Origin of the sequence: Candidatus Pedobacter colombiensis (assembly GCA_029202485.1) — a bacterium.
Classification (GTDB): domain Bacteria; phylum Bacteroidota; class Bacteroidia; order Sphingobacteriales; family Sphingobacteriaceae; genus Pedobacter; species Pedobacter colombiensis.
Genome location: CP119313.1, coordinates 2,493,294 through 2,513,015 on the forward strand (window position 1 = coordinate 2,493,294; position 19,722 = coordinate 2,513,015).

Genomic DNA, 19,722 nt, shown 5'->3' on the forward strand with positions numbered 1-19,722 from the left:
CTTAGGGGTAAGACCCCTGTCTGGATTTTAATCCAAAGGCCAAAGCATCAAAGAAATGAACGGAGATGTAATCACTAAGTAATTACGTCTTAAGCGTCTTTTGTTTATTTTGTAGCATAATCAATGCTTTACCGGCTCTCACTTTTCGGGTCTCTTCTTGTTTTGCAGAGCCTACCCAGTCACAATAACCTTGCTTATATGATTTGGAAAGACTTTCAAAAAAAGCACTTGCCTCTGCATCATTTTCCAGAAGTGATTGTAATTCTGAAGGTGTTCCTTCTATGTGTTCTCCTTTTTTTAGCATAAAATTCTACTTGATTTTTCGAATGGCAATTATACTAAAAAAGTACTACTTTATAGCTCAGTAAAAGCAGCTAAGTTCGCTAAAGTTGAACGCATCCCTTTATCATGATCCTCGGGCCTTATCCCTGTTGGTACATTACCGGCAACAAAAGTGACCTCAGTCCCATCTTGCATTGGAACCAGTTTTGTTGTAATGGTCATATCGCCTGCAAAAGCGGGATCATCAGATTCAAATCTTATAAGTTCTACGATTTTCTCATCAGGAATAAGCTCTAAAAATGTTCCCTCAACAACATCTGCATCTGGCACAGTCTTACCTGGGATCTCATGTTCGCTGTTCAAATACCTGAAAGCCATCCGAAATTTCCCACCTACCTTAGGCTCAAACTCATAAATATCGCAATCCATACCCATTGGTGGTCTCCAGGTAGCAACAGCTCTGGGATTTAAAAACGCCTCATAAATCGTATGTGCATCTGCTTTGATTACCCTTAAGGCAGCATCAGTGCGTTTATTTTCATGGTTTTCCATAGTTTTAAGCTTTAATTGATTGATCGTCCGTAGTAATTATGGAGCTTTTCCCTATAAGCTTCCTCCAATGGTTTTGTAGGGTCATATTCAGGACTATGTCTTACAGCATCTACCGGGATATCTACCTGAATTGATCCATCTTCCCATTTTACCTCTTTAATCCATTCTGGAGACAGGATCACCTTTTTTCCAGGCAACCAACTACCAGTATCAGCAATCAGATAATTAATCGCCCAGGTTTGATCATTAAAGATAAAATCCTCAACTACGCCAATTTTACCATCGGTGGCATGAATGTGATAACCACGAATTTCGTCCGTACTGCGCAGATGTGGATCAGCAGGTTCCTTTTCCATTTGTTGTTCGGCTAAGATATTTTCTACAGGAATTCTTGAGTCAACCATCCCAGCCATTCCCATACCACCGTAAAACCCTGCTCCGGCAGCACCATAATAGGGCCAAGAATAATGGTCATATAACGCGATCTCATGCTGCCTCGAGACCGTCTTCTTTGTGTCAATATCAGGACTTTTCTTTACCTGTTCCTTATTCAGGTTAACAGGAAATATTTTATTTTTCCAATCTGGTTGCTGCAAAGCAACTGGCGATAACAATACTTTACGGCCCGACAACCACCCCCCGGTTTTCACCACCAGATAGCGTATCGTCCAGGTCTCATCATCAAAATAAAACTCCTCTACCTCACCAATCTCTCCGTCGGTTGCCCCAATTGTGAAACCCGACAGACTTTTTACATTGTGTTGCATAGCTCCCGTATTTAAGTGACAAGCTTTAAAACAACCTGCATTTGTTAAAGTTTTTAGAATCGTCTTTCTTTAAAGACAAAAGAAGAATTTCTACTATTGCGAATAAACCTTATAAATGCTATTTTTATTTCTACCAAAGAAATTGACAAAATAAGCAGCTCAATTCTACATCAAATCAATATCATCACACATATAGCAGCCGGTTCTCTCGCACTCCTCACAGGATTGATTGCTATTCTCGCAAAAAAGGGAGGAAAAGTTCATGCAAATAGCGGAAAAATTTTCCTGTGCCTGCTTTTGGTTGTAATTACCACTGGCCTTATCGGTGTCCTGGTGTTTGGAAGAAACACATTTTTATTGGTAATAACAATGTTGACAGCTTACCTGGGCTTTTCAGGTTATCGCGCGCTTAAGGCAAAATCCAATAGATTAAAAGCGCTCGATGTTTTTGCTGCTATAATTACACTCGTATCTGTGCTATATTTCATTTACTATTTCAGATCAATAGGAATGATATGGTCCCCGGTAATAATATATAGCACAGTTGGCTATCTCTTTTTTGTGATATCTTATGATTTTATCCGTTACCTGATTCCTCCAACTATATATGGAAATTTATGGCTTTACGAACATATCCTTAAAATGATAAGCGCTTTTAGCGGAATACTTTCGGCATTTACCGGGACAGTCTTTCCCCAGTATCAACCATACAGTCAATTTTTACCTTCTGTAATAGGTACTTTTACATCGATCAGCTTTATGATATATACTTACAAAAAAAGAGTCAAACCACTGAAATCAAAACCAATATACAACGGTCAAACTTCATTATAAACCAACAAAAAAGCAGGTAACCTTTTAAATTACCTGCTCATCATGGTTGTAATTTATACCCTTAAGATTTAATGGTTACATTAAAATCGACATCTTCAGGTGGTATACAGGTTGTATCATTGCAGGCGCCAAAACTAACTGTACCTTTAACTGATGTCTCCTTTTTAGATTTGAGTTTTACCTTTTGCTGAAATACAGCCATATTTTCAAAGTAACCCACTTTCATGTCGAACATTTTCTCAAATTTCACAATTGGTTTCGATTCCAGCGTCTTTCCAACAAGCGCGTATTGTGCCGAAGGTGCAAAAGTAAACACTGTTTTGGTGGGTCCACCGTCTGCAATATCCTGCGAATACATGTGCCAACCTTTGTCAATAGTTGCCTTAAGATAGACGATGGCTTCTGTAGGGCTTACTTTTTTTGCTGCGTAGCTCCATTTTACAGGATGCAGGATCTGTGCTTTTAGTGCCTGCACCGAGGTCAACAGCAACAGGGCGATGATCAATTTTCTCATATAGTTTTGTTTTGCAATCTATTTGTCAATACAGACAATGCGCCTAAATTATAAATAATTTAGTTTTAAATCTTGATTACAAGTATAGAAAGATGTTGAACGCAAATATTAATACAAAAAGAACCAAACAACATCAGTTTTGTTATATATACCTAAAACTATAGCTATGGAAAGATTTGCATTACAGCTTGGACCGTCCACCTTTGGAATATTTGACACGTTTGAAACTGAAGAAGCCAGGAAAATTCATCTGACTGGAAAAATTGCAGAAGCTTTAATGGCAAATGCCTCAACGCTACTCACAAAAGAACCAGTAATTGAACAAGTAGATTTAATTGCAATTAAATAAGAGGTGCAGTGAAAGAGTTTATGTTTTACATTCGCAACGAAAAAGATGCAAAAAAATCGCTGACAGAAGAACAACACCTTGCTTTTATTAAACAGTGTGAAGTTTATATTGAGAAACTTAAAAGCGAAAATAAGTTAATTGCCGCACAGCCAATGATCAGGGAAGGTGTAATTCTTAAAAAAACCGACAAGGGTTGGACTGAAAAAGACATTGCGACCGACAAGGTGACTCAAGTTGGCTACTATCATATATTAGCAGCCGATCTTGACGAAGCCATTAAAATTGCAAAGGACAATCCTGAATTTGAATACGTTCCCTCTGCCACAATTGAAGTGAGGCCTATTAAGATAAAAGAAGTTGAAACAGGTTTTGTGTATCCGGCAAAAAGTTAAACACCCGGCATTGGTTAATAAACTTAAAGCTATGCTAAACGTTAATAAAGAATTAAATGAACTGGCCAGCAGCTGGTACAGTTTATCAGAACTAGGCAAGAACACCCTCAGCAAACAGGAAGCTGAAAAAGTAAGAGAGAAACAACAAAATGCCAGCCAGCAGCTAATCCCAATGCTTCAGAAAATGCAAGCTTCAAAAGAAGCGCCTTATGAAACATATCTTGAGGGAGATACTTTTGTAGATATCTATTTGGATGAAAACGGAGAAATCAAAGACAATGGCCATTACAGCCGTCCAGCTCTATAAATTTTGATTTGCCTATTGCGATTTCCAGTGATCAAGTAATCCATTTTCAGTTTTCCCATACAAAGGATCATTTTCTGGTAAAGGTACCAGGTCTACCTTTTCCCTTATTCCTTTTGGCCGCTCATCTGAAATCTTGATCAGATCAGGTTCCATTCCATCAGGATAGGCAGCAACCACTGCAAAGTCGTCACTATGCTGCAACTCGATGTGTCCTGTTCCAGCAGGAAGTATCAACACATCACCTATGCTTACCGCTATCTTTTCACCATGCTCCCCTCCCAGTTGAAGTAAAGCATCGCCAGCATATACACCCAGCACCTCGTGCGTATTGCTATGATAATGATGATAATCGTAGATTTTTCCATGAAAAGGGTTTGTCCAGTTGTTTTCCGCAAAATGGCCCACCAGCCAGTCCACTCCTGTTTCAGGATCAAGATTGAATATCCCACGGTAAATCAGCACCGGATGATTGCTGTTGGGTATGATACCATTATCTGTAAAATGATAGATTTCAGGAGAATTTTTCATTGTTTAATGATTTATCACAAGATTTAACAACTTAGACAGAAAGATGTTTCCAGAGATATACATGTGCTCCTCTGCTGAAACATTTTAGATCAGCATGATTTAAAGCCAAATGCCCCCTATGAAGCATATTTCATAGGAGACGTCTAACACAATTATTGGTAATTAATTATAGTTCTTTGGCTGTTGCCATTATCGTACAATTCCATCAGGGCATATGCCGGAGAAAATTCCTGATAGGCCCCATGCCACCAATTACCGCTAACTGCCCCATTGCAATAGTACTTAACACCTAAATATTCCAGTTCATCCTGAAGATGGACATGACCACCAATACATACTTTGATGTTGGGATATTTAACAAATATTTTTTTGAGCTGAAAAAAGTCAGAATGCATCAGGTTGCGCTGGATTTTAAGATCACCGTTGGCCTCATTTTTTTCAAAAAACAAACCGGCGCAGATTGATAATACAGGAATATGAGAGATAATGCAGATAAATTTCTCGACAGGTACCTCTTCTAATTCTTCTTGAAGCCAGGTAAACTGTGACTCGTCAATACGTGCAATATATCCGCCGGCAGGATTTAACTGGGTACTATCCAGCACAATAAAATGCCATTTGTCTTTGCTAAAGCTATAATAGCGGTTTTTCATACCCAAAGTTTCAACTGCCCAGTTTTTACCATAAAGTGGATCTTCCTGCAAACTTTTATCCTTATTAAACCACCCCCAAACATCATGATTGCCAATGGCATGGTATATAGGCAAGCTGTTTTCAGCTTTAAGTATCCGATTAAAAACATCCCATTGCTGTTGTGCTTTTTGCTTATCGGCCTCTAAAGCATCCATAATGGAATCTCCACCGTTTACAATAAAACTAACTTTAGGCTTTAGCATCTGTGCGTGCTGAAGCGCTTTAGCCATTCCAGTTTCGGGCACAATACCTGGTTTTACATGAATATCCGTTAAATGAGCAAAACGGATAGGATTTTTATTGGCCGTTTTCTCTTTTTCTGTAAAAGAAGAAAGCATGCCTCCGCCAATAAGTAAAGCAGAGCTTTGTAGAAATGTACTTCGTTTCATTGAGTTAATATAATTCTTATCCAAAAATAACCAAACATCTTAATTGATCTGTTAAGGCTACCAATTCACCGTTTGTGAAAGCGTAAATCCCTTTTCTTTGTATTCAACAATTTGAGCTCTACCTACAGGAGCCATATATACTTCATCACCAAATGCATTACGATTTTGGACATTTTCAACCATCCAAAAACCTATCAGATCAGTCTTGTTAGCACCATTATAAGTTACTACAGTACCATCCAGTTTTTTAACTCTCACCTTGCCTTCGTAAGATTTGGTTAAGTAACCTGGTGTCTCTGTTTCAATATTAACCCATGGTCCTAAGAAACAATCTTGATTTGTATTAAAATCCATATATCGAATTTTTTTCCAGCGTTTCAGATCCAATAGTCTGGTATGTTCAAATACAAATTCCATATGTCTTTCGCGACGGATTTCCCAAATCAAGGGCGAAACATCCCCATCACGAGAAGGATCGCTGGGATAAACTCCAATAATTAACGGAGCCGTTTTCTTTACCCCTTTTGTGATCGCCGTTGCATCAAGGGGGCGATTCCGAATAGCATTTATGGATTTGTCTAAATCACTTTGAGTAATTGCCGGGCCTTGATGAAACTCCGCTAATATCGCCTTTGCCTCGATCCAATTCAAAACAACCTCAGCTAACCGCATCACAGGTGCTGCGCTGGTATTGGTCGAACCAGTCCATGCAGGTGGATAGGCCTTTCCAACATAAGAAATCGCCTCGCGAGAGGCAAATTTATTTCCATACAGTAATGTTGAAGAAACGGTATAGGCTTTATCGATAAATGAGGCCTCAAAACGTGGATCGCGCGTCTTTACCAAATCAGCAATTGAAAAACTGTTAGCACTATTAGTCGTAGAATTTTGCCATACCCGACCATCATTGCAAATAAAAGATTTAATTAGGGCTAAGTTAGCATTAACACCCATTGCATCGGTACCATTTTGGTATGTACCAATACTGTGGGTTACACCCAGAGCGGCACTATATGCCCTGTACATAATAACCTCTTTGTTTGTCGCTAAATTTTCGGAAGTAAATAGGCTTTTAAAATCGCTTGTAAAGTTATATTGACCACCGTTGATTACTATTTGGGCCGCTTCTGCTGCCAATTCCAAATATTTTTTTGCCCTTGTAGCATCCAGATTATGGTAATGCTGAAAAGTTCCCTCAAATAGCATAAATCTGGATATAAAAGCTGCTGTAATGTCTTTGTTTAAAACATTTTTCCCATCGTTTACACGGATGTTTGCCAAAACAAATTTGAAATCATCATACACTTTATCCATCACCAGACCTCTATTATCACGGTCTTTATACATCAAGTCAAATTCAGTATCCCCTACAACCTTATCGAAATAAGGAACGTCGCCAAAAACACTAACTAACCGGCTATATTCAAAACCTCTGAAAAAACGGGCTACCGCCATCCAGTGATTATAGGCTTCTGGAGTTAATTTAGGTTTGGCAACATTTTCAAGACGATCGATAAAAATATTCGATTTACGCACCCAGGAAAAATTCCAGGTTGGCCCTGTATAGGTGTCTAACCACGCAGCAGTTTCTGAGGTAGAAGCACGGGTTGCCGGAGCAATGCTCTCAAAATTGGTTTGTGCATTCTTGCCAGTCAGATCATCGGAGAAAGTATAACCCCTTACAGGTGCATAATCTACACCATAACCACTGTTATAGCCAACAAAATAATTGGTATAAAAGCCATTGGCAAATAAACGAACATCTGTTTCACTTCTCCAGTAATTATTATCTGTAGGATTGTTTAATTGGGGCCGGTCCAGTATATCCTTATTACAAGCTGTCAATAAAGCAGATACCATAACCAAGCCATATATAATTTTAGTATAATATTTCATCGTTATATAGTTTAAAAAGTCAATTGAGCACCAAAAGAAACACTTTTGAAAGCAGGCGTTCCAGTACCAGTCCGACCAGAATTATAATTACTACTATTCCACATAGAGTATCCATTAATCACTTCCGGGTCAATAGGTAGGCCCTTTAGGTGATCCAGAGTCAGGAAATTTTCCATTGAAGTATATAGCCTAAGCGTGCTTATACTTAGCTTTTTCAACAAGGATTTAGGTAAGGAATAGCCTAATGTTAAGTTCTTAACCCGCAAATAGGACATATCCAATAAATACCTCGACTGAATCTGCATATTATTACTGATATTATCGCTATTGTTATCATATGCTGCAGGATAGAATGCTCCGGTATGATCAGGTGTCCAATAGTTATTGGCAATAGCGGCAGGCATGGCACCATCACTTGGCCTGTAACCTGGGATGGCTAAAGTACCGTCTCCCCAAATTTGACGTTTGGCAACGCCCTGAAAAAACACTGAAAAATCAAAACCTTTATAATCAGCTCCTAATCTTAATCCGTATTCATATCTTGGTGAAGAATTGCCAATTACTTCCAAATCTCCGTGATCATCCAATAATGAGCTTCCATTGTTTATTTCGCCATCCCCATTCACATCCACGAATTTAACGTCTCCGGGACCGAACTTAAAGTTAGTGCTATTCTGTAAAAGCACCTGATAAACTGGCTTTTCGCCGTTGGGACCAGGTTTCAACTTATAAGCCTTTTGACCAGCATATTTACTTTCGGCAGCAGTCAGGGTAATCAACTGCAGTTTTCCATTGGCGTCCAATTCAAAGTCACTCATTTGATACAACCGATCAGTTCTGTATCCCCAGATTTCACCAACTGTTCTACCCACATAGTTGCTATTGATACTCTTTGTAGTACCATACGCTGTAATGATTGATTTTGCATCAGAAACATTTCCTCTCACATTGATGCCTAATCCATTACTAAAATGATGATTAAAGTCAACGGACAACTCCCAGCCTCTTGTTTCCAAAGAGCCAAAATTACCTTTTGGAGCACCTGCACCAAATGTGGCAATAACCCCTTCCTCAGGAACGATCATATTGTTGGTATTCCTTTTGAATAATTCAAATGTTACCCCTAACTGACGATTAAAGAAACCTGCATCCACCCCTAAGTTCAAGGTGTTAATATCCTGCCAGGTAATAGATGTAGAAACTGCACTTGGCGTTCCCACATAGTTCTCTTTTCCATTAATACCGATCCAGTTAGACTGTCCAGTACTCATAGTAGGCACATATAAACTGCTGCTTACCGTCTGGTCTCCAATGGAGCCCCATGAAGCTCTGAACTTCAGCATGCTTAATGCGGGGTTAGCCCACTGCATGAATTTTTCATCGCTGGCCAACCAACCGGCAGAGAATGATGGGAACCATCTCCATTTTAAATTAGTAGGAAATTTAGATGAACCGTCATACCGCACATTACCTTCTAAAAGATATTTGTCTTTAAAGGAGTAATTAACACGACCAAAATAGCCTAGCTGAGCTTCCCAATAGCTGCCGCCACCACCGGTAAGGGTACCAGAACCATAGCTAAACTGGGGGTTAGTAATATCTAACAAGTTGGTTATTTGCGTATATTGATCTGCACTCTTATCAGTAACCCGATTCAGACCTAGTATATACTTAAAGTGATGGTTTTTATCCAGATCTAATTTATAAGTGGTATAAGCATTGATGGTATGACGATAAAAATTTGATGATTGTCTGCGGAAGTGATCCGGGTTTGAACCGGGAGCTGTATAAGTCGACAGTATCATATCATACGCAAGCATCGCTCCCGGGTCGGTACTTGCCACAACCTTGCCTTCATTATTGACATATACCGGATCACCATTCTTATCAAGTCTTTTCAGAGGATCTGCCCAGGAGTCCCGGCCCGTATATCTTGTACCCGGACGATTCGATATTTCTTCCTGATTAGAAAAAGTGTAATCCACATCAGCTTTCCAGTTTTTGAGGATATTGATGGTACTACCCAGATTAAAATTCATGTAGTTCTGCAAAATATTTGCCGTGTTGGCTGCGGCTGCTTCACTTGCAGGACTACGAATCGGATCGCCATTCTCATCGTTACCCAATGGATAAATCGGACCCCATCTGAATAAATAGTACCATGGATCAGCAGTGGTAGAGCTGGTAATATAGGGATACTCCTTATTGCGCCTCGAATAGATAGCTCCAGCTCGTGCAGTGATGTATTTACTGATTTCACTGGTCACTTTCAAGGAAGCGTTATACCGGCTAAACTGATCTGATTTTGCGGGCTTCATCATGCCGCTTTGATCCAGGGCAGCTAAACCAAGGTAATAAGAAGTTTTACCAGATGTACCCCCTATCGACAGATTATGCTGTTGGGTTGGTGCCCATTCCTTTACCATAGCTGCAAAGGGATCATAAGTTCTCACCCCCATTTTGCTGCTGTTCTGGACATACCAATCCCTTCCGTACACGGTTGGATCATTCAGGCCAATACTATTTCCATACTTCTCTTTCCACGCGACCGCCCTTTCATAACTCTCCCGATTTACTAAGAAATACCCACCAGTTGCCGAAGTCTTACCAACTCGTTCAGCTGCATCCACGGCATATTTAAGGCCATCTACATCTGCCATCTTCAGCTCTTTCCATGGATTCTGGAATGCCAGGTTACCGGAGTAATTAATTTGGGGTTTGTCTTTACCGGTTCCTTGTTTGGTGGTAATCAAAACTACGCCAAACGCTGCTTTAGCTCCATAAATTGAAGACGCAGCAGCGTCTTTTAATATGGTTATAGATTCTATATCTCCAGGATTTACTAAAGCGATGCTTGGGATTTCAACATTATCCAATAAAATCAATGGGGAAGATTCTCCAGATAAGGATCCGATTTGCCCTCTGATTTTAATGATGGGATCAGACCCAACCTCGCCACTAGGAATTGTGATTCTTAAACCTGCTGCGCCCCCCTGAAGCGCCCTTCCCACATCAGCAACCGGCCTTCCTTCCAGGGTGCTTTTTACGTCAATGGTAGAAACTGCCCCGGTTAAATTAATCTTCTTTTGACTGCCATAACCTACCACAACAATCTCATTTAAGGAGTTTTCATTTTCAGTCATCTTAATCATCATACTTAAAGTAGATCCTTTAAAATCCTGTTCTATGGTTTTAAACCCGATATAGGAAAAGATCAAAATTCCCTGCACATTTTGCGTGGAAATTTTAAAATACCCATCAGAATCGGCTATAACTGCTTGGATGCTACCTTTTTCTTTTATTGAAACACCCGGTATTGGAGCATTATCTATACCAACTACCCTTCCTTTAATGAGGATTTGTTCTTGTTTTTTTTGTACAACCACAACGGAGATGCTACGCTCTCCTACTTTAAACGCGACTGGGAAATGGCGTTCCAGATACTTCAGTGCATCGACCAATTCGAGTCGGCTAATCTGAAGATCATCGGTGTAAAAATCTTTGATCTGATCTTCAGAATAAATGAATGAATATCCAGATTGCTTTGATATTTCTTTGAAGATACTGGACAATCCTATCTTCTTTTTTGATAATATTGTTATTGTTTTTTGTTGACTTTGTGCCTGAGCGTAAGCTTTGCTGATGATGGTATTATTTAACACAAATGCATAGAACAGCAGGCCAATAGTAAAATATTTTTTCATACTTTTGGTGATTGAAATCTTAATTGTATTTGATATAAGCACTTCGCGGATGCCTATATTGAAAAGGATTGAAGGGCACCACACTATGTGGTGCTTCTTAGTTTATAAGGTGATTACTTTATTTCATAATGGTGTTCATTTATCTTTTTAATGCTTAAACCAAAGGGATAGCCCATTTCTTCTAGTGATTGTTCCGGGGTACTGTAATAAAAAGTTCCGGTAATTTTCATCTTTTGATTAACCATTCCCCCAATGCTTACTTTTATTCCATAAATCACAGACAACTGTCTTAATACTTCCGTTAGGGCAGTATTTTTAAAATTGAGCTGAAGACTTTTAGCAGACAAACTTCCATGATGGTACAAATGCGGTAAGTCTTCCCTGATGTTATAGCTCCATTGATCTCCTGGTTTTAAGATTGTTTTTTTTGAATCGTTATAACTTACCTCTACTTTTCCTTCAAAAAGAGAAACTTTACCAGCTGTATTTCCACCCGACATTTCTACTTTAAAAAAGGTCCCCAGTACTTTTGTTTTAAAGCCTCCTGAATTTACAGTAAAGGATTGTCCGTTGTGTTTAACTTTAAAGACTGCATTTCCATCCAATATCACATCTCTATTAAACCACCCAAATTCAAATGGATATTTAAGCTTGCTATGTTGTCCCAAAATGATTTCAGTACCGTCCTTCAGGAGAATGGTTTTTGATGTCTCATAAGCAACTACCTGCAGATAATTACTTCTATCAGTCTTATAGTAGAATACAAGTGCCGAAGCGGCAAGGATCAAAACAGCAGCAGCCGACAGCCATTTGTATCCAACCTTCCTGACTGGAGTCGTCTGAAGATCAATATGCTGCCATATACGTTCTTTCCGCATGGGATCCAACGAGCCTTTTATCGGCAGCTCATCCCAAATCTTCTCAAAATTTCTATTATTTATATCTTGCTTTTTCAATTCATAACCTATTACGTTTGAATAATTCAAACTACCACCTTCATTTTAATTATTAAAGATTTCTTAATATATACTTAAATTAATATTAACCTGATTAGAATGGTTTAGCCGACCTTACTTTCTGACGAAGATAGGTCAGGGCTTGGTTTATTTGATTTTCAACCGCACTTTTTGAAATCGAAAGATGCTGGGCAATTTCCTGACAAGTGAGTCCTTCAAATCGATGGAGCATAAATATTTTTTTTCTTTTCTCTGGTAGTGTTTCGAGTAATTCATAAAGATAAGCCTTCTGTACTTCTTTATACTGATCCTCTTCTTCGGTATCTTCCTGGGCGAGCAAGCCAGCATCCTCAATCCGCAGCTCCTGGCTTTTCATATTCCTGTACCAATTAGAAACTTCTTGTTTAGCCGTTTTGAAAAGGATAGCCTCCAGACCTGCCTGTTCATTTAATTTTGTTCTATTGAACCAGATATGTATAAATATATTTTGGACGATGTCTTCGGCTGCAGCATCATCATTAGTAAACCTGAATGCAAATTGGTATATTTTATAATGGTAAGATTCAAACAGACACTTGAAGGCTTTGTGATCCCCATTTTTTATTTTAACCAAAACTGTATTCATGTGCTCCATCTATTGAGATAGAGCAAAAATACAGGCTTGTACATTATCGTAATGTTAATATTTTTGATTTTAACTTTTACCAAAATCTATTGTTCCCGGATAAAATGTAACTACCCATAAACCATATCAACTTTTAACTAAAGTTTGAATACCAGAAATGGCAATCTGGAGTCCAACACAGAAAATTAAGAATGCAGTAATCCTATTCACAATTTTCTCTCCGTTACTTCCCAGATAATTGATGATTCTTTTGGTATTTAGAAAAAATACGTAAACCAAAAAACACATGAAAAGAATAGCCAGTAAAATAGCCCCTATATTCATCAAATAATTACGCATACTACTTGACGCACTATGAGCACTTAGTGTAAATAAAACTGAAATCGTCCCTGCGCCGGTAGTCACCGGAAAGGTTAGCGGATAAAACAATTTCCCTTCCAAGTGGCGATATTCGGACTTCATTTTTTTTAGCGCATTCTCCTCTTTGGCCTCTTCCTGTTGTGTATCATCACTTGACAGGAACTCCCAGCCCATTTTACAGATCATAATTCCACCAGCAAGTTGTATTACCGGAATGGAGATTCCAAAGAGCTCCAGGATATAGTGACCACCAAACAAGGAAACCGTACAAATGCAAAAAGCATAAAAGGTAATCTTCCGAACCGCCAATTTTTTTTCTTCATTACTCAATTCGGCAAAATATGGACTTACAATGAAGGCAGAACCTATCGGGTTAACTACGGGAAATAATGCAATAACCCCTATAAACAACAAGTGTATAAAAGAATGAAGTGTTTCGGTCATAATTCCTAAGATAAAAATTTCCACCAAGATTGAAGATAAAATTCACAATCAAGATTCAAACAATCAGTGATCATCCGTGTTCAACATATAGAATACCTAAAGAAAAACTACTATGGAAACCAAAGAAAATATGATTGATCCTGCAATTACCGCAGAGGTAGATGAGCTGTATCCTGTCTTCCATCAGTTAGCTCCCCCAATTGACCCGGAAGACGATCAAGACGAAGAAGATGATGAGGATGAGGACCAGTTCCCCGCAGAAGAAGATTTGGAAGAGGATGACTTTGATCAGAATGATGACGATGATGAAGATGATGACTTCTATCTTAATGTTGATGATCTTTAAATGCCTATTTAGAAATTATACAGTATGGAAACGAATGAACAAAATCAACAGGACGCAGATAATTTACTGATTATTAAATCAGAACTGGATAATAATAAGCCTGAAAAACCAATCGATGAAGAAGTTAATCATGGATACAATTCTGCAGATGATACGGGAAATACCAACGAAGATTTAGATTTGAATCCAGATGATGACCCGAATACCAATTTAGATGAAACAGACCTGGATACCTTGAATAATCAGGATCTAAATGGAGAGGAAAGCTCGTAGATGGCTCAACATCTCGATTTTACAACCGATACCTCAATTTGATATTTCTTCCTATAGCTTTAAGCAATCCAGGATCATCACTTGCATCTGCATTTTCATCATCCCAGTCCCCCTTTAAATTGCGGACAAGTTGATACTCCCTACCATTGAGGTTAATCTGGATTGCAGTGGTCTCTTTTGTTATTCCCTTCGTGATAATAACGTAGGTATAGTCCTTTTCATCAAAGGTGATGCGCATGGGTAAACTCATAATGCTGATATAGCGTTGGAAATAAACTTTTATTGTGTGCGGTTATCAAAACTTTTTTATTTATAATGATGTCTTTTATAAAATAGAACTGATTTATGAGAAATGTAATCTATGGTATCAATCTGACTCCAGATGGTTGCTGCGACCATACCAAATTTAGTGGCAGCGAAGAGATTCACGAGTATTTTACGGACCTCATGAGGGACGTTGACCTGATCATCTACGGACGTAAGACCTATCAGTTGATGGTTCCTTATTGGCCTGAGGTCGCAAAAAAACAGTCCGGAACGAAAACAGTGAACGAATTTGCGCAAACATTTGACGCCATTGACAAAGTTGTATTTTCCAAATCATTAGACACTGTTGAAGGAAATACAAGGCTTATTCGTGCGAATCTCACTGAAGAAGTACTGAAACTGAAACAGAAACCAGGCAAAAAAATTTCAATTGGGGGTGTAAGCCTGCCTTCGGAATTGATAGCGCTTGGCCTTGTTGACGAATTTTATTTTGTCATTCATCCCGTCATTGTCGGCCAAGGAAGAAGATTATTTGATGAGACAGGTCTTCAGGAGCCGCTAAACTTAAAACTAGTGGACTCGAAGGTGCTTAAATCAGGGTGTGTAGCGCTTCATTACTTGAAACAGTAATAAAAAACCGGGACAACTACAAATCATTTTTTTACTTATTTTTAGTAGTTGTTTCTGTTCAATAAAACCTACTCTGATTATGAAAAATATTTCTCTTCTCCTGGTTTTCATTTTTCTTCTGTCCTGCCGTGGCAGTAATTCACAAAAAGAATCCCAGGCAGGCAAAACACAGGTAAGTCTCTGCTACAGTCCAGCCACAAATGACAAAGCCTGGTATAGTTCTGATCGCAAGGCTCCTATACTGAAGGGACTTAAGGGAATTGACTTTAAAATTTCAACCACCAATAAGGAAGTACAGCATTATTTTAATCAGGGAATGATGCTGGCCTATGGATTTAATCATGCAGAGGCTGCAAGATCGTTTCATGAAGCGATCAGGTTGGATTCGGCATGTGCTATGGCTTACTGGGGATTTGCCTATGTGTTGGGACCTAATTACAACGGTGGTATGGAAAAAGATAATTTTCAGCGAGCATACGATGCAGCCCTTAAGGCACAGCGACTTTCTTATAACTGTACACCCAAAGAAAAAGCGTTGATAACAGCATTAGCTACCCGATATGCTGCGCAACCACCCACCGATCGTAAACCCCTTGACATAGCTTATTCGAAGGCCATGAAAAAAGTATACAGCCAATATTCTTCCGATCCAGATGTTGGAGCGCTGTTCGCAGAATCATTAATGAATCTTCATCCCTGGGATCTGTATCAAAAGAAAACAAGAGCACCACAGCCCTGGACGGCTGAACTCGTAGCGGTACTGGAGCATCTCATAAAGATCAATCCCCACCATCCAGGCGCACACCATTTTTATATTCATGCGATAGAAGCTTCCACTACTCCTGAAAAGGCATTGGCAAGCGCCCGGTTATTAGACACACTGGTGCCCGGCGCCGGGCACCTTGTACATATGCCTTCTCATATTTACATCCGTACCGGCGATTATCATTTGGGTTCTCTATCTAATACCAATGCTGTAAAAACGGACAGTATTTACAGCACTGCCTGCCATGCACAGGGTGTATATCCACTGGCCTATTATCCGCACAACTATCATTTTCTAGCTGCCACTGCTACACTGGAAGGAAATTCTTCATTGGCATGGCAGGCTGCTTTGCAAGTTCAAAAACATACTGCCAAAGAGATTATGCGGCAACCCGAATGGGGAACCTTGCAGCATTATTATACCATCCCTTACTATGTGGCGGTAAAACTAGGTATGTGGGACACTGTACTTACCCTGCCTCCACCTCCCCAAGACCTGGTTTATCCACAGGCCATCTGGCACTATGCCAGAGGTATGGCTTATCTGGGCAAACAGGATATAAGCAATGCAAAGAAAGAAATGAAGGCCCTTTCCACCCTCAGTGTCGACACTACATTGCAAGGCTTAACTGTATGGGATATCAATTCTATGGCTGACCTGGTAAAAATCGCACTTAATGTAGTGCATGCAGGTGTGGCCGTAAAACAAAAACAAACAGACCAAGCAATCAACTCACTCAAAAAAGCTATCATTCTTGAAGACAATCTCAATTACAATGAACCACCCGATTGGTTCTTCTCTGTTAGACACTACCTGGGTGCAGTATTGCTCAATACAGGCAAATACAGCGAAGCTGAGAAAATATATATTCAAGATTTACAAACCTGGAAAAACAACGGCTGGGCACTTAAAGGATTATATCAATCTCTGTTAAAACAAAACAAAAACAACGAGGCAGAGAAAATAAAAAAAGCTTTTGATAGCGCATGGCAATATGCAGACTTTACACTTACTTCTTCATCTGAAATAATGAAATAAAATACTGTAAAGCATAAATTAATCCGGATATAAAAGATACTTTGCCCGTATAGCCTTAAACTTTTGTAATCCCGGTTCCCAGCTTTTTCTGATGTCCCTTTCCGATACTCCTGCTATGATCTGTTTTCTCAATTGATCAGTACCTGTGCGCAAATCAAAAGCTGATATATCTTGATTCGCTCTTCCGGGAGTAAAGAAATTAGCTTTATTCGGATAGGCATTGTATAATTCAATTAACAACGATAAATTAATTTGGCGGCTCTTCCGAAGCTTGTTAATATCATAATTACGAAGATCAAGACCATAGCAGACAGAGTCTTTGTGACGTGGTCTCTCACTCATTCCGGGAATACTTACCGGTTTGTATGAAAATGAATACTTGCCTTTCAATGCGGGTGCTCCCAATATAGTAAATGGCATATAAGTTCCCCGGCCTTCATTGATAGCCGTTCCTTCAAACATACATAAGCTCGGGAAAAGCATCACAGCTTGCTGTGTATTTAAATTCGGCGAAGGATGTATCGGTAATACATAAGGCATGTCACGACCATAGTTCGCAACTTTTATAATGTTTATTTTGCATTGTTTTTTCAAATATCCTTCACCGTTAAGGTATTGTGCAAATTCACCGATTGTCATACCATGAGTCATGGGTGTATAATGGATTCCTATGGCAGATTTAAATTTATCATCAGTCATTACCGGCCCGTCTACTACATATGCGTTAGGATTAGGCCTGTCAAGAATTAACAGCTCTTTGTTGTTTTCTGCACAGGCTTCCATCACATACTCCAGCGTATTGATATTGGTATAATAGCGGCAGCCCACATCCTGAATATCAAAGACCATAAGGTCGATATCTGCCAGCTGTTCTTTTGTTGGCTTCTCATTTTTGCCATATAAAGAGATGATTGGAATGCCAGTTTTAGCATCTATCTCATTGCCCACCACAGCTCCATTACTGGCATTGCCTCTAAATCCATGCTCAGGTCCAAACACTTTTACAACTTTAATTCCAAGGCTCACTAAACTGTCTACGCTGCTTTGTTTTCCAATTATGGAACTCTGATTTGCAACTAAGCCAATTCGTTTTCCTTTTAGATAAGGCAAATATTTTTCAGTCTGGTCGGCACCTGTGATAATTCCCGCCTTATTGGATGTACTTTGGTTTGACGATGCAATTTGTGCGGTACATTTAATGTTAATCGCCAGAAGCGTTAAAAAGAGCATAGAAATAATTCTCATCATTTTTAGAAGGTTATCGTATAATTTCCAGTATCTAATTTATTCTTTTTAACCGCGAATTCCCAACTATTTTTATTCTTATCAAGAGAAAAATGTAACGACTCTATTCCAATTTAAACTAATCAGAGTATAAATAAACATGGATCTGGGCCGACTCCTGATCAGTATATGCTATCACCCCAGGCTGTTATTACTAATTTTCTTTCTCCTCCATAATCACGATGTTCACAAAGGTAAATCCCTTGCCACATACCTAAAGCGAACTTTCCATTACTGATAGGCAAGCTTACTGAACTTCCCAAAAGAGAAGATTTTAAATGTGCGGGCATATCATCAGAACCTTCATAATCATGTTCATAATCCGGATCATTTTCTGGTACAGCTTTATTAAAAAACATTTCAAAATCCTTCCTAACTGTTGGATCTGCATTTTCATTTATCGTGAGAGAAGCCGAAGTATGTTGGATAAACACCTGGCAAATCCCGACTTTAAGTATTTTAATTTCTGATAACGCGCTAAATACTTCATCAGTAATCAGATGAAAGCCCCTCTTTCTTGCTCTTAGTGTGATAGTTGTTTGAAAAATTTTCATACTTTAATTAGATTCAGCATAGCTTTTTATTACTGCATCCTACATAGAGCGGCGAATTCTAGTATACATTGGTGTAAGATAAGAAAGAAATAATATTTTTTAATAGCTGCTATTTAAATTACTGTTAGCTTTTTCAGCCGTTCTATTTGACTAAAATCTGAAAGAATTAACGGCGAACCTTTCTTTACACACACATTGTGTTCAAAGTGAACTGCGATTGATCCATCTTCTGTAGATATTGTCCATCCGTCTTCCTCTGTATAAATATCACGGCTGCCCATTGTAATCATGGGCTCAATAGCTAATACCATGTTTTCCGTTAACTTTTTACCACTTCCTTTTCTCCCGTAATTTGGTATTTGGGGATCTTCATGCATTTCCCGACCTACACCATGTCCTACCATCTCACGAACCACTCCATACCCATGTCTGCCATTTGTATAATTTTCAATCGCGTATCCAATATCACCGGTACGCTTTCCTACAACGGCCTGTTCTATTCCAAGGTAAAGGGACTCTTTGGTTACTCTAACAAGTTCTAATACTTTTGCAGAAACCTCACCTAAAATAAATGTATAGGCATGATCTCCGTGGAATCCATTTTTACTGACAACTGTATCAATTGTAACAATATCTCCTTCCTTTAATACATATTGTCCCGGAAAACCATGAACAACCTGTTCATTTACTGAAATACATAAGGCGTAAGGAAAACCATGGTAACCTTTGCAAGATGGTATCGCGCCATTATCCCTTATAAAAGTTTCTGCCATTATATCGAGTGACAATGTGGTGATACCCGGTTTAAGAATTTTTGCAACCTCTGTAATTGTAGCACTTACCAATAAACAACTTTCGCGTTGAATTTCAACTTCTTCATTCGTTTTATAAATATTCATTATCCTACGTACATAATTTTTTAAAGCCTAAACGATATAAATACGCCTATGCATCTACCTTTTGCAAAGATAA

General features: G+C 38.9%; 23 protein-coding genes. 8 read left to right on the top strand and 15 right to left on the bottom strand.

What is annotated here, in order from left to right:
- Positions 1 to 82: 82 nt before the first annotated feature.
- The 3 genes from P0Y49_10580 to P0Y49_10590 are packed head-to-tail and all read right to left on the bottom strand — an operon-like array spanning position 83 to position 1,601.
- Positions 83 to 304, bottom strand: coding sequence for a YdeI/OmpD-associated family protein (locus P0Y49_10580; GenBank protein ID WEK21582.1), 222 nt, complete (start codon positions 302 to 304; stop codon positions 83 to 85).
- Positions 305 to 354: 50 nt separating this feature from the next.
- Positions 355 to 834, bottom strand: coding sequence for an SRPBCC domain-containing protein (locus P0Y49_10585; GenBank protein ID WEK21583.1), 480 nt, complete (start codon positions 832 to 834; stop codon positions 355 to 357).
- 11 nt (positions 835 to 845) lie between these two features.
- Positions 846 to 1,601, bottom strand: coding sequence for a PRC-barrel domain-containing protein (locus tag P0Y49_10590; protein ID WEK21584.1), 756 nt, complete (start codon positions 1,599 to 1,601; stop codon positions 846 to 848).
- A gap of 96 nt (positions 1,602 to 1,697) precedes the next feature.
- On the opposite strand from P0Y49_10590, the gene P0Y49_10595 reads away from it, so the two are divergent.
- Entirely contained in the window at positions 1,698 to 2,435 is a 738-nt protein-coding gene (locus P0Y49_10595) for a hypothetical protein (protein ID WEK21585.1), read from the top strand.
- A gap of 61 nt (positions 2,436 to 2,496) precedes the next feature.
- On the opposite strand, the gene P0Y49_10600 is transcribed toward P0Y49_10595, so the two are convergent.
- Entirely contained in the window at positions 2,497 to 2,949 is a 453-nt protein-coding gene (locus P0Y49_10600; protein ID WEK21586.1) for a protein-disulfide reductase DsbD family protein, read from the bottom strand.
- A gap of 166 nt (positions 2,950 to 3,115) precedes the next feature.
- Between P0Y49_10600 and P0Y49_10605 the strand changes: the two genes are divergently transcribed.
- Genes P0Y49_10605 through P0Y49_10615 form a run of 3 tightly spaced genes read left to right on the top strand, consistent with a single transcriptional unit; the run spans position 3,116 to position 3,997 of the window.
- Positions 3,116 to 3,298 carry a hypothetical protein gene (locus P0Y49_10605; protein ID WEK21587.1) on the top strand — a complete coding sequence of 61 codons (183 nt, stop codon included), beginning with the start codon at positions 3,116 to 3,118 and terminating at the stop codon, positions 3,296 to 3,298.
- A gap of 8 nt (positions 3,299 to 3,306) precedes the next feature.
- Positions 3,307 to 3,690 carry a YciI family protein gene (locus tag P0Y49_10610; protein WEK21588.1) on the top strand — a complete coding sequence of 128 codons (384 nt, stop codon included), beginning with the start codon at positions 3,307 to 3,309 and terminating at the stop codon, positions 3,688 to 3,690.
- Between the two features lie 10 nt (positions 3,691 to 3,700).
- A complete protein-coding gene (locus P0Y49_10615) occupies positions 3,701 to 3,997 on the top strand; it encodes a hypothetical protein (protein ID WEK21589.1) in 297 nt (98 codons plus the stop codon).
- A gap of 12 nt (positions 3,998 to 4,009) precedes the next feature.
- On the opposite strand, the gene P0Y49_10620 is transcribed toward P0Y49_10615, so the two are convergent.
- From P0Y49_10620 to P0Y49_10650, 7 genes are all read right to left on the bottom strand, one after another.
- Positions 4,010 to 4,525, bottom strand: a complete 516-nt coding sequence (locus tag P0Y49_10620) for a hypothetical protein (protein ID WEK21590.1) — start codon at positions 4,523 to 4,525, stop codon at positions 4,010 to 4,012.
- Between the two features lie 152 nt (positions 4,526 to 4,677).
- Positions 4,678 to 5,607, bottom strand: a complete 930-nt coding sequence (locus tag P0Y49_10625) for a metallophosphoesterase (protein WEK21591.1) — start codon at positions 5,605 to 5,607, stop codon at positions 4,678 to 4,680.
- 57 nt (positions 5,608 to 5,664) lie between these two features.
- Complete coding sequence (locus P0Y49_10630) at positions 5,665 to 7,503, bottom strand: RagB/SusD family nutrient uptake outer membrane protein (GenBank protein ID WEK21592.1); 1,839 nt, start codon at positions 7,501 to 7,503, stop codon at positions 5,665 to 5,667.
- A gap of 11 nt (positions 7,504 to 7,514) precedes the next feature.
- A complete protein-coding gene (locus P0Y49_10635) occupies positions 7,515 to 11,207 on the bottom strand; it encodes a TonB-dependent receptor (protein ID WEK21593.1) in 3,693 nt (1,230 codons plus the stop codon).
- 113 nt (positions 11,208 to 11,320) lie between these two features.
- The gene (locus P0Y49_10640; protein ID WEK21594.1) at positions 11,321 to 12,193 is read right to left on the bottom strand and encodes a FecR family protein; all 873 of its coding nucleotides are present in this window, start codon (positions 12,191 to 12,193) and stop codon (positions 11,321 to 11,323) included.
- A gap of 64 nt (positions 12,194 to 12,257) precedes the next feature.
- On the bottom strand, positions 12,258 to 12,788 hold the full coding sequence (locus P0Y49_10645) for a sigma-70 family RNA polymerase sigma factor (protein ID WEK21595.1): 531 nt from the start codon (positions 12,786 to 12,788) through the stop codon (positions 12,258 to 12,260).
- A 126-nt stretch (positions 12,789 to 12,914) separates the two neighbouring features.
- Complete coding sequence (locus tag P0Y49_10650; protein ID WEK21596.1) at positions 12,915 to 13,592, bottom strand: MarC family protein; 678 nt, start codon at positions 13,590 to 13,592, stop codon at positions 12,915 to 12,917.
- Positions 13,593 to 13,704: 112 nt separating this feature from the next.
- On the opposite strand from P0Y49_10650, the gene P0Y49_10655 reads away from it, so the two are divergent.
- A complete protein-coding gene (locus P0Y49_10655) occupies positions 13,705 to 13,938 on the top strand; it encodes a hypothetical protein (GenBank protein ID WEK21597.1) in 234 nt (77 codons plus the stop codon).
- A 24-nt stretch (positions 13,939 to 13,962) separates the two neighbouring features.
- Positions 13,963 to 14,211, top strand: coding sequence for a hypothetical protein (locus P0Y49_10660; protein ID WEK21598.1), 249 nt, complete (start codon positions 13,963 to 13,965; stop codon positions 14,209 to 14,211).
- A gap of 19 nt (positions 14,212 to 14,230) precedes the next feature.
- Here the strand turns inward: P0Y49_10660 and P0Y49_10665 are convergent, their stop codons facing one another.
- The gene (locus P0Y49_10665; GenBank protein ID WEK21599.1) at positions 14,231 to 14,461 is read right to left on the bottom strand and encodes a hypothetical protein; all 231 of its coding nucleotides are present in this window, start codon (positions 14,459 to 14,461) and stop codon (positions 14,231 to 14,233) included.
- 95 nt (positions 14,462 to 14,556) lie between these two features.
- Between P0Y49_10665 and P0Y49_10670 the strand changes: the two genes are divergently transcribed.
- Both P0Y49_10670 and P0Y49_10675 read left to right on the top strand, forming a co-directional pair.
- Entirely contained in the window at positions 14,557 to 15,108 is a 552-nt protein-coding gene (locus P0Y49_10670; protein ID WEK21600.1) for a dihydrofolate reductase family protein, read from the top strand.
- 79 nt (positions 15,109 to 15,187) lie between these two features.
- Positions 15,188 to 16,912: a hypothetical protein gene (locus P0Y49_10675; GenBank protein ID WEK21601.1), complete on the top strand. Its 1,725-nt coding sequence runs from the start codon at positions 15,188 to 15,190 to the stop codon at positions 16,910 to 16,912.
- 18 nt (positions 16,913 to 16,930) lie between these two features.
- Here the strand turns inward: P0Y49_10675 and P0Y49_10680 are convergent, their stop codons facing one another.
- The 3 genes from P0Y49_10680 to map form a co-directional block, all read right to left on the bottom strand.
- Positions 16,931 to 18,160 (bottom strand): DUF1343 domain-containing protein, encoded by a 1,230-nt coding sequence (locus P0Y49_10680; protein WEK21602.1) that lies wholly within the window; start codon positions 18,158 to 18,160, stop codon positions 16,931 to 16,933.
- 158 nt (positions 18,161 to 18,318) lie between these two features.
- The gene (locus P0Y49_10685) at positions 18,319 to 18,750 is read right to left on the bottom strand and encodes a secondary thiamine-phosphate synthase enzyme YjbQ (GenBank protein WEK21603.1); all 432 of its coding nucleotides are present in this window, start codon (positions 18,748 to 18,750) and stop codon (positions 18,319 to 18,321) included.
- Between the two features lie 113 nt (positions 18,751 to 18,863).
- Entirely contained in the window at positions 18,864 to 19,649 is a 786-nt protein-coding gene (gene map / locus P0Y49_10690; protein WEK21604.1) for a type I methionyl aminopeptidase, read from the bottom strand.
- Positions 19,650 to 19,722 lie beyond the last annotated feature (73 nt).